12 protein-coding genes are annotated in these 14,095 nt (G+C 63.8%); 2 read left to right on the top strand and 10 right to left on the bottom strand.

Features of this window, described 5'->3' with window-relative positions; translation table 11 throughout:
- Positions 1–195 precede the first annotated feature (195 nt).
- Positions 196–345, top strand: coding sequence for a hypothetical protein (locus ACOJB8_RS20280; RefSeq protein WP_368603720.1), 150 nt, complete (start codon positions 196–198; stop codon positions 343–345).
- Between the two features lie 73 nt (positions 346–418).
- Here the strand turns inward: ACOJB8_RS20280 and ACOJB8_RS20275 are convergent, their stop codons facing one another.
- Both ACOJB8_RS20275 and hemE read right to left on the bottom strand, forming a co-directional pair.
- A complete protein-coding gene (locus ACOJB8_RS20275) occupies positions 419–2,674 on the bottom strand; it encodes a primosomal protein N' (protein ID WP_475013906.1) in 2,256 nt (751 codons plus the stop codon).
- Positions 2,675–3,091: 417 nt separating this feature from the next.
- Positions 3,092–4,183, bottom strand: a complete 1,092-nt coding sequence (gene hemE, locus ACOJB8_RS20270; protein ID WP_069264734.1) for a uroporphyrinogen decarboxylase — start codon at positions 4,181–4,183, stop codon at positions 3,092–3,094.
- Between the two features lie 224 nt (positions 4,184–4,407).
- Here hemE and ACOJB8_RS20265 point away from each other — a divergent pair, with 224 nt between their 5' ends.
- Positions 4,408–5,220 (top strand): transporter substrate-binding domain-containing protein, encoded by an 813-nt coding sequence (locus ACOJB8_RS20265; protein WP_475013904.1) that lies wholly within the window; start codon positions 4,408–4,410, stop codon positions 5,218–5,220.
- Between the two features lie 742 nt (positions 5,221–5,962).
- On the opposite strand, the gene ACOJB8_RS20260 is transcribed toward ACOJB8_RS20265, so the two are convergent.
- The 8 genes from ACOJB8_RS20260 to atpE all read right to left on the bottom strand — a co-directional run bounded on the left by ACOJB8_RS20260 (position 5,963) and on the right by atpE (position 14,046).
- Positions 5,963–7,723, bottom strand: a complete 1,761-nt coding sequence (locus ACOJB8_RS20260; protein ID WP_475013902.1) for an AMP-binding protein — start codon at positions 7,721–7,723, stop codon at positions 5,963–5,965.
- Positions 7,724–8,056: 333 nt separating this feature from the next.
- Positions 8,057–8,482 (bottom strand): F0F1 ATP synthase subunit epsilon, encoded by a 426-nt coding sequence (locus tag ACOJB8_RS20255; RefSeq protein WP_028203314.1) that lies wholly within the window; start codon positions 8,480–8,482, stop codon positions 8,057–8,059.
- Between the two features lie 79 nt (positions 8,483–8,561).
- Positions 8,562–9,956 carry a F0F1 ATP synthase subunit beta gene (gene atpD, locus ACOJB8_RS20250; protein WP_069264444.1) on the bottom strand — a complete coding sequence of 465 codons (1,395 nt, stop codon included), beginning with the start codon at positions 9,954–9,956 and terminating at the stop codon, positions 8,562–8,564.
- 87 nt (positions 9,957–10,043) lie between these two features.
- On the bottom strand, positions 10,044–10,925 hold the full coding sequence (gene atpG / locus ACOJB8_RS20245) for a F0F1 ATP synthase subunit gamma (RefSeq protein WP_069264446.1): 882 nt from the start codon (positions 10,923–10,925) through the stop codon (positions 10,044–10,046).
- 89 nt (positions 10,926–11,014) lie between these two features.
- Entirely contained in the window at positions 11,015–12,556 is a 1,542-nt protein-coding gene (gene atpA, locus ACOJB8_RS20240; RefSeq protein ID WP_069264448.1) for a F0F1 ATP synthase subunit alpha, read from the bottom strand.
- 67 nt (positions 12,557–12,623) lie between these two features.
- Positions 12,624–13,163, bottom strand: coding sequence for a F0F1 ATP synthase subunit delta (locus ACOJB8_RS20235; protein WP_028203310.1), 540 nt, complete (start codon positions 13,161–13,163; stop codon positions 12,624–12,626).
- Positions 13,164–13,165: 2 nt separating this feature from the next.
- Entirely contained in the window at positions 13,166–13,636 is a 471-nt protein-coding gene (locus ACOJB8_RS20230) for a F0F1 ATP synthase subunit B (protein ID WP_028213229.1), read from the bottom strand.
- 140 nt (positions 13,637–13,776) lie between these two features.
- On the bottom strand, positions 13,777–14,046 hold the full coding sequence (gene atpE / locus ACOJB8_RS20225; RefSeq protein ID WP_028203308.1) for a F0F1 ATP synthase subunit C: 270 nt from the start codon (positions 14,044–14,046) through the stop codon (positions 13,777–13,779).
- Positions 14,047–14,095: the final 49 nt, after the last annotated feature.

Below are 14,095 nucleotides of genomic sequence, written 5' to 3'. Positions count from 1 at the left end.
ATGGTTGCACCACGGTTGAGGCCCCGTGCAGCCTGGGTTTGCAGCCGATGACCGCCCACCGGGCCGCGCGGGTCGCGCTCGGTATTTTCCCTGGCCCAACAACACGCTGGACAACCCTAATCGATTCCGCGGCCGTGCCGTTATACAAACAGAGCGGGGGTTGTTGATCACAAGAAAGTGCGTAGGGACCGAAAAATGGAAAAGCTGCTGGTAATTGCAGGGATCTGGACGTTGTGCGCGACGTGCGCCGTGCTGTTCATGCGCGGCGCGACGGCGCCGGATGAACGCCGCATGAGTTTGAAGCGCGCGGCGCGCACGGATGCGGCCGATACGGTCGGCCAGTAAGGAAGAAACGGGAAGTTGATACCGGGTGGCCCCGCTGTTGCGGCAACGGGGCCATGGCGGCGGCTGTCCGCGGCTAGATATCGAGCGGATCGACTTCGAGATTCCAGCGCAGCACGCCGCGCAACGCGCGCAGCGCGGGCTGCCATGCGCGCAGCGTTGCCTGCAGCGCGGCACGCGACTGGCTTTCCACGAGCAGTTGCGCGCGATGCACGTTCATCACCTTCACGATGGTGAGCGGCACCGCGTCGTAGGCCATGACACGCTCGGCGCCCGGAATCGCGGTGAGCGCCTCCGCGGCCTGGGCGAGAAACGCCAGCGCCGCTTCCAGCGTGCGCCCTTCGGCGCGCAATAACGCCTGATAGACGAACGGCGGCAGGTGCGCGTCGCGCCGCTCCGCGACCTGCGTATTCGCAAACCCCAGGTAGTCCTGGCGCGCCAGCGCGTGATAGAGCGCGTGGCGCGGATAGCGCGTCTGCACGAGCACCTCGCCAGCCAGGCCGGCGCGCCCCGCCCGTCCGCTCACCTGCATCAACTGCGCGAACAGGCGCTCGCTCGCCCGGAAATCGTGCGAAAAGAGCGCATTGTCGGCGTTCAGCACGCCGACGAGCGACACGCGCTGGAAGTCGTGCCCCTTCGCGATCATTTGCGTGCCCACCAGGATGTCGACCTCGCCCGCGTGCACGTCGGAAAAGAGCGCCTGCGCGCTGCCCTTGCGGCGCGTGCTGTCGGCGTCGATGCGCAGCACCCGCGCGCCCGGCACCGCGCTCGCGAGCGCCTCCTCGATGCGCTGGGTGCCGCGCCCCATCGGCGCGATGTCGACGTTGCCGCACTCCGGGCACGAATGCGGAATGCGCGATTCCCAGCCGCAGTGATGGCAGCGCAGCGCGCGCTCGGGCTTGTGCAGCACGACGTACGCGCTGCAGCGCGGGCAGCCCGCCACCCAGCCGCAGGCGTCGCAAGCGAGCGTGGGCGCATAACCGCGACGGTTCAGGAACACGAGGCTCTGCTCGCCGCGCTCGAGGCGCGCCTTCATCGCCGCGACCAGGGGCCCGGAGAGCCCTTCGAATGAAGCGCGGCCCCGCCGGCGCTCCTCTTCGAGATCGATCAGCTTGACGGTGGGCAGCACCGCGTCGGCAATTGCGCGGCGCGAGAGCGTGAGGCGCGTGTAGCGGCCCTGCTCGGCCTGCCACCAGCTTTCGAGCGACGGCGTGGCCGAGCCGAGCACGACCGGCACGCCCAGCTGCTTCGCACGCCATACCGCGAGGTCGCGCGCCGAGTAGCGCAGCCCTTCCTGCTGCTTGTAGGCGGGGTCGTGCTCCTCGTCGATCACGAGCATCGAGAGACGCGGCAGCGAGGCCAGCACCGCGAGCCGCGTGCCGAGCACGATGCGCGCGCGGCCCGTGTGTGCCGCGAGCCAGTTGCGGGCGCGCTCGCCTTCCGCGAGGCCGCTGTGAAGCGTGACGATGGCCTCGTCGGCGAGCGTGGCCGCGAAGCGCGTGCGAAACGCCGCCTCGAACTGCGGCGTGAGATTGATTTCCGGGACCAGCACGAGCGCCTGCGCGCCGGGGTCGCGCTCGAGCAGCGCCGCGAGCGCGCGCAGATAGACCTCGGTCTTGCCACTGCCCGTCACGCCGTGCAACAGGAAGGGCGCGAAGCCGCTCGCCGCGCCGATGGCTTCCACGGCTTCGGCCTGTTCGTCGCTCAGGCGCGGGACGTCCACCATGGCCGCAGTCTGCGGTGCGCTGTGGGCTGCACTTGCGGCCGCGCCGACCTCGACGGACTCGTGCTCGACCCAGCCGGCTTCGCACCAGGCTTCGAGCGTCGCAATCGCCTTCGGATGCAGCGCGCGGGCCGCGGCGGCGTCGAGTTCGCCGGCATCAACGAGCGCCTGCGCGAGACGGCGCAGCGCCTGGGCGCGCGCCGGCAACGCGTCGGGCAACTCGGCGCGCCCTTGCGGCGACAGACGGTAGCGCTCCTCGGGGGCGAGCATGCGCGCCCAGCGCGACGGATCGCGCAGCGCCTGTGGCAGCGCCGGCAACGCGACCTCGCCCAGGCCCCGCTGATAGTAGTCGGCGGCAAAGCCAGCCAGCGCGAGCCATTGCGCCGAAAGCGGCGGACAGGCGGCGCACACCGCGCTCACGTCGCGGAGCTTGTTCGCGGGCACGTCGCTGTGAGTGGTCACTTCGCAGATCAGGCCGACGACGTCGCGACGTCCGAACGGCACGCGCACGAGCATGCCGGGCTCCGGCGCGCTGTCGAGGCCATAGCGATAGTCGTAGAGCGCATCCAGTGGATGGTCCAGCGCCACGCGCACGTACTGCCCTGTCATGCCTCACTCCCAGGGAAGTTCCGTACGCCACCGCACAGACATGCAAACCTCAAGTAATACTTGAGATTTCGCGCTAAGTTTTGGATTCCGCAGAACAATCGCGCCCCCGAATCTGCGCCTGTGGATAACTTTGTTGAGAACTTCCCGGGCGCCGCCGCAGCGCGCCCGCGTGTCGTCGTTATGTGGGATACCGCACACAGCGCCGTGGAGCGCCGAAAGCCTTGTCTGTCAAGGGTCTGATTGATTCTGCGCAGACCTGAACGGGCGCCTGCGACAACCTTTCCCTCTTGCGCGCCGCAACGAGGCAAGTGTGTATAAGTCAAGTCTTGACAGGACCGCGATGGCGTCTGGATGGCCTCTTGAGCCCGGTCATACCCTGACGCCCGGAGCCCAGCTTGGTGCGGCGCATCAAAAACGTCACGCACCGGTCGCGCGGATCGCGCGGCTGTGGCGATGCACTTCGTCCACGAGTTCGGCCACGCTTTCGGGCGGCGTGAACTGCGAAATGCCGTGGCCGAGGTTGAACACGTGGCCCGGGTGCGCGCCAAAGCTGTCCAGTACCGCGCGCGCCTGCTCGCGAATCGCGGCCGGCGAAGCGAACAGCACCGTGGGGTCGAGGTTGCCCTGCAGCGCCACGCGCTCGCCCACGCGCTCGCGCGCGCGCCCGAGGTTGACGGTCCAGTCGAGGCCAACGGCGTCCACGCCCGTATTGGCGATTTCGTCGAGCCAGAGGCCGCCGCCCTTCGTGAAGGTGATCACGGGCACGCGCTCGCCGTCGTGCTCGCGCTTGAGCTGCGCCACGACCTGCGCGATGTACGCCAGCGAGAAGCGCTGGTACGCGCCGTCCGCGAGGGCGCCGCCCCAGGTGTCGAAGATCATCACGGCCTGCGCGCCGGCTTCGATCTGCGCGTTCAGATAGGCCGCCACCGCCTGCGCGTTCACTTCGAGAATGCGTTGCATGAGGTCGGGGCGCGCGTACAGCATCGACTTCACCGTGCGGAAGTCGTCCGAGCCGCCACCTTCGACCATGTAGCAGGCGAGCGTCCAAGGGCTGCCCGAGAAGCCGATCAGCGGCACACGCTGGTGCCCTTCTGCATTGGTGAGCGCGCGGCGAATTTCGCGTACGGCGTCGGTCACGTAGCCGAGCGTCGCGCCGATATCCGGCACGGCGAGCCGCGCCACGTCTTCTTCGGTACGCACGGGGTGCGCGAACTTCGGCCCTTCACCCGCCTGGAACGAGAGGCCAAGGCCCATCGCGTCCGGAATCGTGAGAATGTCGGAGAACAGGATCGCGGCGTCGAGCGGATAGCGCTCGAGCGGCTGGAGCGTGACCTCCGTCGCGTAATCGGGATTCTTCGCGAGGCCGAGGAAGCTGCCCGCGCGGCTGCGCGTGGCGTTGTACTCCGGCAGATAGCGGCCTGCCTGGCGCATCAGCCAGATCGGCGTGTACTCGGTCGGCTGGCGCAGCAGCGCGCGCAGGAAGGTGTCGTTCAGGAGAGTGTGGGCCACGTGCTGGATGCGCGAAGTCGCGCCAAGGTTCGGAAGCAAGCGGCCATTTTACCGGAGCGGCCGTCGCGTCATGCCCCTGATGGGCGGGATCAGAAAGCGCAATGCCACTGAAGTATAGGCCTGCCTACCCAGGTAAGTCCGCGCTTAACGGCCGCGTACGCGAGGACTATCATCAGACGGCTTTCCAAAACATTACATCAACCAAAACCAGATCTGGAGACACGATGAATAAAGCCGCCCTCGGCCTGACGATCGTTAGCGCCGCTTTGCTGAGCGCGTGCGCCACGAGCCAGTCCGCCGGTACCCCCGCCAACGGTGCGCAGAGCGCCACAGCCCCGTCGCGCCTCGACGAAATCATCGCGCGCGGCACGCTGCGCGCCTGCACGACCGGCGACTACAAGCCCTACTCGTTCTACAGGCAGGACGGCACGTTCGAAGGCATCGACATCGACATGACCCAGTCGCTTGCGAAGTCGCTGGGCGTGAAGGCCGAGTTCGTGAAGACGTCGTGGTCGAACCTCATGAACGACTTCCTCGCGAAGTGCGACGTTGCAGTGGGCGGCGTCTCCACGACGCTCGAACGCCAGAAGCGCGTGTTCTTCACCGAGGCCTATCAAGTCGACGGCAAGACGCCGATCGTGCGATGCGCGGACGTCAAGAAGTATCAGACCGTTGAGCAGATCAACCAGCCTTCGGTGCGCGTGATCGTGAATCCGGGCGGCACGAACGAGCGCTTCGCGAAGCAGTTCCTGCCGAATGCGAATCTCGTCATGTACCCGGACAACGTGACGATCTTCAAACAGATTCTCGCGGGCAAGGCCGACGTAATGGTGACCGACGCCTCCGAGACCATGTTGCAGCAGAAGCTCAACCCGGGGCTGTGTTCGGTGCATCCCGACAAGCCGTTTCAGTACGGCGAAAAAGCGTGGATGGTGCCGCGCGGCGACGTGGTGTTCCAGCAGTATGTCGATCAGTGGCTGCACCTTGCGCGCGCGAGCGGCGAATATCAGGCAATCTCCGACAAGTGGCTGAAGTGAAGTGTTGAATCGCGCCGCATTGTTATGGCCCTTCGAATTGCTACGATGAGTTGCAGAACATGGGGTCACACGAGGCACGCAAAGTTTGCATTCCACGCGCGAGCGCAATGCCGACGCATTGCGCATGTGCGCACCCGGTAAATCTGTACCGTACGCGTCATGCGTAAAAAGGCCCATGCGGTGGGCCTTCCTTCATGCGATTCGAATCCTCGCGCGCGAGTTGCGATTAAGGCTGTCAGGCAGCCTCGAAAAATAGCGGTAAAAATGACTTCCGCGAAACGCTCAGGATGGCAAAAAGCGCCGGAGAGCCTTATCTGACGGGCGTTACAACCTGAAACACTTTGTTACCGCGAACCTATCTTAATTCGCCCACAATGCCTTCAACGGTTTCAACACGGATGTGGCGCGGTGCCAGTGTGAGCGGACACAAAACACCAGCCGGTCGGCCCTACGCCGAAGCCCTCTCGAGGGGCATCCTTGTTGGAGCCGTGACCGGCGTCGAAGACGTTTCATGACCCGGCTCCTCCTTTGGTCTCCTCGCGCTAACCCCGTAGCGTGTGGTTTTTAGCGGGCTCCAGGCCCGCTTTTTTTTCGCCTGTACGTTTCGTTATTCAACAGGCATCGCTCCGCACCCACTCCCTCCAGCGTAAATAATCGTTCGGTTTCCCGACTATTTTGCGCGTTCTGCAATGCCGCAGCGACGCCTTGAATCGTCCGCCGCGGCATTGCATCGAACCTCGTATCAAGCCGTCTTCTGCTCGTTGATCTTGAGTTCGTCGATCATGCGCGCGCGCATCACGAACTTCTGCACCTTGCCTGTCACGGTCATCGGCAATTCGTCGACGAAGCGGATGTACTTCGGGATCTTGTAGTGGGCAATCTGCCCCTGGCAGAACGCCTGAATCTCCTCGGCCGTTGCCGCTTCGCCCGGGCGGAGCACGATCCACGCGCACACTTCCTCGCCGTACTTCGCATCGGGCACGCCGAACACCTGCGCGGACTGCACCTTCGGGTGGCGGAACAGAAACTCTTCGATCTCTCGCGGATAGATGTTCTCGCCGCCGCGGATCAGCATGTCCTTGAGGCGACCGACGATGTTGCAGTAGCCTTCGGCATCGATCGTCGCGAGATCGCCCGTATGCATCCAGCCATCGACGATCGACTCGGCCGTCTTCTCCGCGTCGCCCCAGTAGCCCTGCATCACCGAATAGCCCTTCGTGCACAGCTCGCCCGTTTCGCCCACCGGCACGATATTGCCGAGCGCGTCGACGATCTTCACTTCGAGATGCGGCTGAATGCGGCCCACGGTGGTCGTGCGCTTGTCGAGCGGGTCGGTGGTCGAGCTCTGGAACGACACCGGGCTCGTTTCCGTCATGCCGTAGGCGATCGTGATTTCGGCGAGATGCATCCTGGAGACCACGCGCTTCATCGTCTCGATCGGGCACGGCGAGCCGGCCATGATGCCTGTGCGCAGCTTCGAAAGATCGAAGCGTGCGAACTCCGGATGATCGAGCTCCGCGATGAACATCGTGGGCACGCCGTGCAAGGCCGTGCAGCCCTCTTCCGAGACGGCTTCGAGCGTCGCGCGCGGATCGAACGCCTCGCCGGGGAACACCATGTTCGCGCCAACGGATACGCACGCGAGCACCGCGAGCACCATGCCAAAGCAGTGATAGAGCGGCACCGGAATGCAAAGCGAATCCTCTTCGGTGAGGCGCATCGCCTGGGCGATGAAACGTCCGTTGTTGAGCACGTTGCGGTGCGTGAGCGTCGCGCCCTTCGGATTACCGGTCGTGCCACTCGTGAACTGGATGTTGATGGCCTCGTCGGGCGATAGCGTCGCGTTGATGGCGTCGAGCCACGCCGTGCCGTCGCGCGCGATGCGCTCGCGGCCCATCTCCACGAGTTCGCTGAAGCAGAGCATGCCGGGCGTGGCCGTGTCGCACATGCGCACGACCGCGCGCAGTTCGGGCAGGCGCGCGGCCTGCAACTGGCCGGGCGTGGCGCTCGCAAGCTCGGGCGCGAGCGTCTGCAGCATTTCCAGATACTTCGAGGTCTTGAAGCTCTCCGCCGAGACGATCGCCTTGCAGCCGACCTTGTTCAGCGCGTATTCGAGTTCGGCAAGACGATAGGCGGGATTGATGTTGACGAGCACCGCACCGATACGCGCGGTCGCAAACTGGGTGAGCAGCCATTCGACGCGATTGGGCGACCAGATGCCGACGCGGTCTCCCTTGACGACGCCTAGCTCGGCAAAACCGGCCGCGAGCACGTCCACTTCTGCGGCGAACTCGCGCCAGTTCCAGCGGATGCCCTGCTCGCGGAACACCACGGCGGGCCGCTCGGGGAAGCGGTTGGCGGTCTCCTGCAGGAACGTGCCGAGGGTCGCGTCGCTGAGTGGCACGTCGGACGTGCCTCGCACGTAGGAAAGCCCGTCTTTCGGCGCGATGAGCGGCTCATGTACACCGGGCGCGGCGCGCGCGCCTGCTGCGTCGATTGCCATGATGGCTGTCTCCTGGGGAGCGTCACTCCCGCGTTTGAAATGAATTTGAAAACCATTGTGCCACCGGCTTGACTGGGGGCGGCATCAAGTCTTACCCGCAGGGTCTGGGCCGGCTGCGAACGCATGATTTGGCATTACCTTTCCGTAAACGTCAAGTATGCCGGAGCGTTTTGGTCGACCTCCGTGGCTCACGGCATTTATGCCGCGTTTTTCATCGCGGTGCCATTGGGCCGTGCCCGCCCACCGGCGCGCACATGCAAAAAGGGCTCCCCAACCGGGGAGCCCTTTTTTGCTTCGAACGCGGCCCCACGAGGGGGCGCGTACGAGAACCCATTAGTGCTGGTTCATCTTGCGCAGGCGCTGGATCGCCGCGAGCTGCGCGACCGCGTAGGCCAGTTCGGCCTGGGCGGTGGCGTACTCGAGGTTCGAGCCGGCGTTCTGCAGTGTCTCTTCAGCGCGCTTGCGCGCTTCGGTGGCCTTCGCCTCGTCGAGATCCTTGCCGCGGATCGCGGTGTCGGCGAGCACCGTGACGGCGCCCGGCTGCACTTCGAGAATGCCGCCGGCGACGAACACGAACTCTTCACCGCCGTCTTCCGCCACGATGCGCACTGCGCCCGGACGAATACGCGTGATGAGCGGCGTGTGCCCCGGCAGAATGCCCAGCTCGCCCGCCTCGCCCGGAAGCGCGACGAACTTCGCCTGGCCGTCGAAGATGCTCTCTTCGGCGCTGACGACGTCTACCTTGATGGTTGCTGCCATATGTGTCGACTCCTTGGGGATTAATTGGCTGCTGTGGCGGATAAGTCGCGCGACTTATCCGCACTTCGGCAACTAACCCTTACTGGATCTTCTTGGCCTTTTCGAAGGCTTCGTCGATCGTGCCGACCATGTAGAACGCCTGCTCCGGCAGGTGATCGCATTCGCCGTCAACGATCATCTTGAAGCCGCGAATCGTTTCCTTCAGCGGCACGTACTTGCCCGGCGAGCCCGTGAAGACTTCCGCGACGTGGAACGGCTGCGACAGGAAACGCTGGATCTTGCGAGCGCGGGCCACCGTCAGCTTGTCTTCCGGCGACAGTTCGTCCATGCCCAGAATCGCGATGATGTCGCGCAGTTCCTTGTAGCGCTGCAGCGTTTGCTGCACGCCGCGCGTGATCGAGTAGTGCTCTTCGCCGATCACGTTCGGGTCGATCTGGCGCGAGGTCGAGTCGAGCGGGTCGACTGCCGGGTAGATACCCAGCGAGGCAATGTCACGCGACAGCACGACGGTTGCGTCCAGGTGGCCGAAGGTCGTAGCCGGCGACGGGTCGGTCAAGTCGTCCGCAGGGACGTACACGGCCTGAACCGACGTAATCGAGCCCTTCTTGGTCGACGTGATGCGCTCTTGCAGCTTGCCCATTTCTTCAGCCAGCGTCGGCTGATAGCCCACTGCCGACGGCATACGACCGAGCAGTGCCGACACTTCGGTGCCAGCCAGCGTGAAACGGTAGATGTTGTCGACGAAGAACAGCACGTCGAGGCCTTCGTCGCGGAAGTGCTCGGCCATCGTCAGACCGGTCAGCGCGACGCGCAGACGGTTGCCCGGCGGCTCGTTCATCTGGCCGTACACCAGCGCGACCTTGTCGAGAACGTTCGAGTCCTTCATTTCGTGGTAGAAGTCGTTGCCCTCACGGGTACGCTCGCCCACGCCCGCAAACACGGAGAAACCACCGTGTTCCTTGGCGATGTTGTTGATGAGCTCCATCATGTTGACGGTCTTGCCCACGCCAGCACCACCGAACAGACCGACCTTGCCGCCCTTTGCGAACGGGCAGATCAGGTCGATAACCTTGATGCCGGTTTCGAGCAGTTCCGCCGACGGCGACAGCTCGTCGAACGCCGGAGCCTTCTGGTGGATCGAGCGCGTCGTTTCGCTCACGATCGGGCCAGCTTCGTCGATCGGACGGCCGAGCACGTCCATGATGCGGCCGAGGGTCGGCTTGCCGACCGGCACGCGGATGGGGTTGCCCGTGTTCTTGACCACGGTGCCGCGGCGCAGGCCGTCAGCCGAACCCAGACAGATGGTGCGGACAACGCCGTCGCCCAGCTGCTGCTGCACTTCCAGGGTCAGTTCCGACCCTTCGAGAATCAGCGCGTCGTAGATCTTCGGCATGCTCTCGCGCGGGAATTCCACGTCGATCACCGCGCCGATGCACTGTACGATCTTGCCTTCTACCAAAGCAGTTGTACTCATCGATTTTCCTTTAGATACCTGAATTCTTCACTCGCTCACCGGCATACACCGGCGCGGTTTCGCAATCGGTTCGCGCTCGTCGCTTGATCAAACGGCTGCTGCGCCGCCGACGATTTCCGAAAGTTCCTTCGTAATCGCGGCCTGGCGGCTCTTGTTGTACGAGAGCTGCAGTTCGTTGATGACCGTCTTCGCGTTGTCCGACGCCGCCTTCATCGCCACCATACGGGCCGACTGCTCCGAAGCCATGTTTTCCGCCACGGCCTGATAGACCAGGGCTTCGACATAGCGCACCAGCAGTTCGTCCACGACGGTTTGCGCGTCCGGCTCGTAGATGTAGTCCCACGCCGACTTCGGCGTCGTGCCGTCGTCATCCGCTTCCAGACGCTCGGCCGACAGCGGCAGCAGTTGCTCGATTACAGGCTCCTGCTTCATCGTGTTGACGAAGCGCGTGTACGCGAGGTACACGGCGGAAAGCTTGCCTTCCGAGTACTGGTCGAGCTGCACCTTGATCGCGCCGATCAGCTTTTCGAGGTGCGGCGTGTCGCCGAGTTGCACAACGTTCGAGACGACCTTCGCGCGCAGACGATTCAGGAAACCGAGGCCCTTGCTGCCGATCGCAGTTGCTTCGATCGTCGTGCCGGATGCTTCCAGCTCCTTGAACTTCTGCAGCGTCGCGCGCAGCACGTTGGTGTTCATCCCGCCGCACAGACCCTTGTCGGTCGTGACGAGAATCACGCCTGCGACCTTCGCACCGGTGTTTTCCACCATGAACGGGTGGCGGTACTCGGGGTTCGCACGGCTCATGTGCGCAGCGATGTCGCGGACCTTGTCGGCATACGGGCGGGCGGCGCGCATGCGCTCCTGGGCACGGCGCATTTTCGACGCCGCGACCATTTCCATCGCCTTGGTGATCTTGCGCGTGTTTTGCACGCTCTTGATCTTGCCGCGAATTTCCTTCATTCCAGCCATTGCTTTGCTCCTTTGTCGACCCGGGTCAGCGCTTCATTCGGCACTTACCCGGGTCCCAGTCCGTTTATCGTGTTTGATTCCCGGACGGATCAATATGCGCCGGACTTCTTGAAGTCCTTGAGAGCCGCGTGGAGCGCGTTCTCGTCGTCCTTCGACAGGTCCTTCTTGTCCTCGATGCGCGCGACGAGGTCAGCGTGCTTCGACTTCAGGTATTCGCGCAGGCCCTTTTCGAACGGCAGGACGTCCTTGACGTCGATATCGTCGAGGTAGCCGTTGTTCGCCGAGAACAGCGCAACAGCCAGTTCCCACACTTGCAGCGGCTGATACTGCGGCTGCTTGAGCAGTTCCGTCACGCGGCGGCCGCGCTCGAGCTGCTTGCGGGTCGCTTCGTCGAGGTCCGATGCGAACTGGGCGAATGCAGCCAGTTCACGGTACTGCGCGAGGTCGGTACGGATACCGCCCGACAGCTTCTTCACGACCTTCGTTTGAGCCGCACCGCCCACACGCGACACCGACACGCCGGCGTTGATTGCCGGGCGGATGCCTGCGTTGAAGAGGTCGGTTTCCAGGAAGATCTGGCCGTCGGTAATCGAGATCACGTTCGTCGGAACGAATGCGGTCACGTCGCCGGCTTGCGTTTCGATGATCGGCAGTGCGGTGAGCGAACCCGTCTTGCCCTTCACTTCGCCGTTCGTGAACTTCTCGACGTAGTCGGCCGACACGCGCGCGGCGCGCTCGAGCAGACGCGAGTGGAGATAGAACACGTCGCCGGGGTAAGCTTCACGGCCCGGCGGGCGGCGCAGCAGCAGCGAGATCTGACGGTATGCCCAGGCTTGCTTGGTCAAGTCGTCATAGATGATCAGGGCGTCTTGACCGCGGTCGCGGAAGTATTCGCCCATCGTGCAGCCGGCATACGGTGCGAGGTACTGCAGTGCGGCCGATTCCGAAGCCGAAGCGGCAACGACGATCGTGTATTCGATCGCGCCCGTTTCTTCGAGCTTGCGCAGCACATTCTGGATCGACGAAGCCTTCTGACCGATGGCGACGTAAATACAGATGAGGTCCTTGCCCTTCTGGTTGATGATCGTGTCGACGGCCACCGCGGTCTTGCCGCACTGACGGTCGCCGATGATCAGCTCACGCTGGCCACGGCCGATCGGCACCATCGAGTCGATCGACTTCAGACCCGTTTGCACCGGCTGCGACACGCCTTCACGCCAGATCACGCCCGGAGCGATCTTTTCGATCGCGTCGGTCATCTTCGCGTTGACCGGGCCCTTGCCGTCGATCGGGTTGCCGAGCGGGTCGACCACGCGGCCGATCAGTTCGGGGCCAACCGGCACTTCGAGAATGCGGCCCGTCGTCTTGACGATGTCGCCTTCCGAGATGTGCTCGTACTCACCCAGAATCACGGCGCCGACCGAGTCGCGCTCGAGGTTCAACGCGAGGCCGAAGGTATTGCCCGGGAATTCGAGCATTTCGCCCTGCATCACGTCCGACAGGCCGTGGATACGCACGATACCGTCGGTCACGGAGATCACGGTGCCCTGATTGCGAACGTCTGCGCTCGCTTCAAGGCCCTGGATCCGGCTCTTGATCAGCTCGCTGATCTCAGAGGGATTGAGTTGCATTATTCGCTCCTGATGTTCAATTCTGTTGCGTGCCAGCCGCCGCGCCCGATTACTGGAATCGAGGCGCTCAGGCGGTCAACGCCGCCTGCATGCTGGCGAGCCGCGCGCGGACCGAGGTATCGAGCACTTCGTCGCCGACCGTGACGCGCACGCCGCCGATGAGCGAGTTGTCGATCTCGACGGTCGGCTTCAGCTTGCATTTGAACTTGCGTTCGAGGCTGGCGACGAGGTCGTTCAACTGGGCGCCTTCGAGCGGGAACGCGCTGACGATCACTGCGTCAGCAGCACCTGCCTTGGCGTTCTTGAGCGCTTCGAACTGCGTCTGGATTTCCGGCAGCAGCGCCAGGCGATGATTCTCGATCAGCATCTGCACGAGGTTCTTCACCTCGGCCGATTCCTTGACCGGCGACTTCACCGCCGCGAGCAGCAGCTCGGCGACCTGGGCATGGCTCACCTTCGGGCTCGTCGCGACCGACTGCACCTCGGGCAAGGCCGCAACCTGTGCCAGCTCCGAAACGAGCGTGGACCAGGCGGCGGTGTCACCAGCTTCGGCCACGCCAAACAATGCTTCTGCGTACGGGCGGGCGATGGTTGCAAGTTCGGCCATGATCAGAGCTCGGCTTTCAGTTGATTCAGCAGTTCGGCGTGGGCCGACTGATCGACTTCGCGCTTCAGGATCTGCTCGGCGCCTTGCACGGCGAGGGCGGCGACTTCGGCGCGCAGGGCTTCGCGTGCCTTGACCACCTGCTGGTCGGCGTCGGCCTTCGCCTGAGCGATGATGCGTGCCGCTTCGGCGTGTGCCTGGGCCTTGATTTCTTCTGCGACCGCCAGTGCGCGCTTTTCAGCGTCGGCGATACGACTTTGACCCTCGTTACGGGCCGTAGCGAGCTCTTCGCCGACGCGCTTGTGCGCCGCTTCGAGTTCCGCCTTGCCCTTTTCCGCAGCGGCGAGGCCGTCTGCGATCTTCTTCGAGCGCTCGTCGAGGGCGTTGATCAACGGCGGCCACACGAACTTCATCGTGAACCACGCGAGGATCAGGAACACGACCATTTGCGCAAACAGGGTTGCGTTGAGATTCACGGTGTTTCCTTAATCGTTGCTATTCCGGGGAATTGAAACGGCAAGGCGCTCATCGGTTGTGAAACTCGATCAGCGCCTCGTCTCCCGTTCCGCCATGCGCCCACTACCCGTTATAGGTCAGGCGCAACCTTCCAGGGAACTTAGCCCGCGAGCTTCGAGAGCAGCGGGTTAGCGAACGCGAACAGCATTGCAACACCAACGCCAATCAGGAACGCTGCATCGATCAGACCAGCCAGCAGGAACATCTTCGTCTGCAGCGGGTTCATCAGTTCAGGCTGACGTGCGCAGGCTTCGATGTACTTGCCGCCCATCAGGCCGATACCGATACAGGCGCCGATTGCACCCAGGCCGATGATGATGCCGATACCGATGGCCGTGAAACCCTGGATGTTGGCGATGAAAGCTTGCATGATCACTCCTTATTGAGATTTTCTGGAACTGGGGATTTAAAACTGCAAA

The sequence above is a fragment of the Paraburkholderia sp. BR10141 genome, assembly GCF_056155635.1.
The sequence above is the reverse complement of the archived record's forward strand: the minus strand, read 5'-3'. Positions and strand labels throughout refer to the sequence as shown.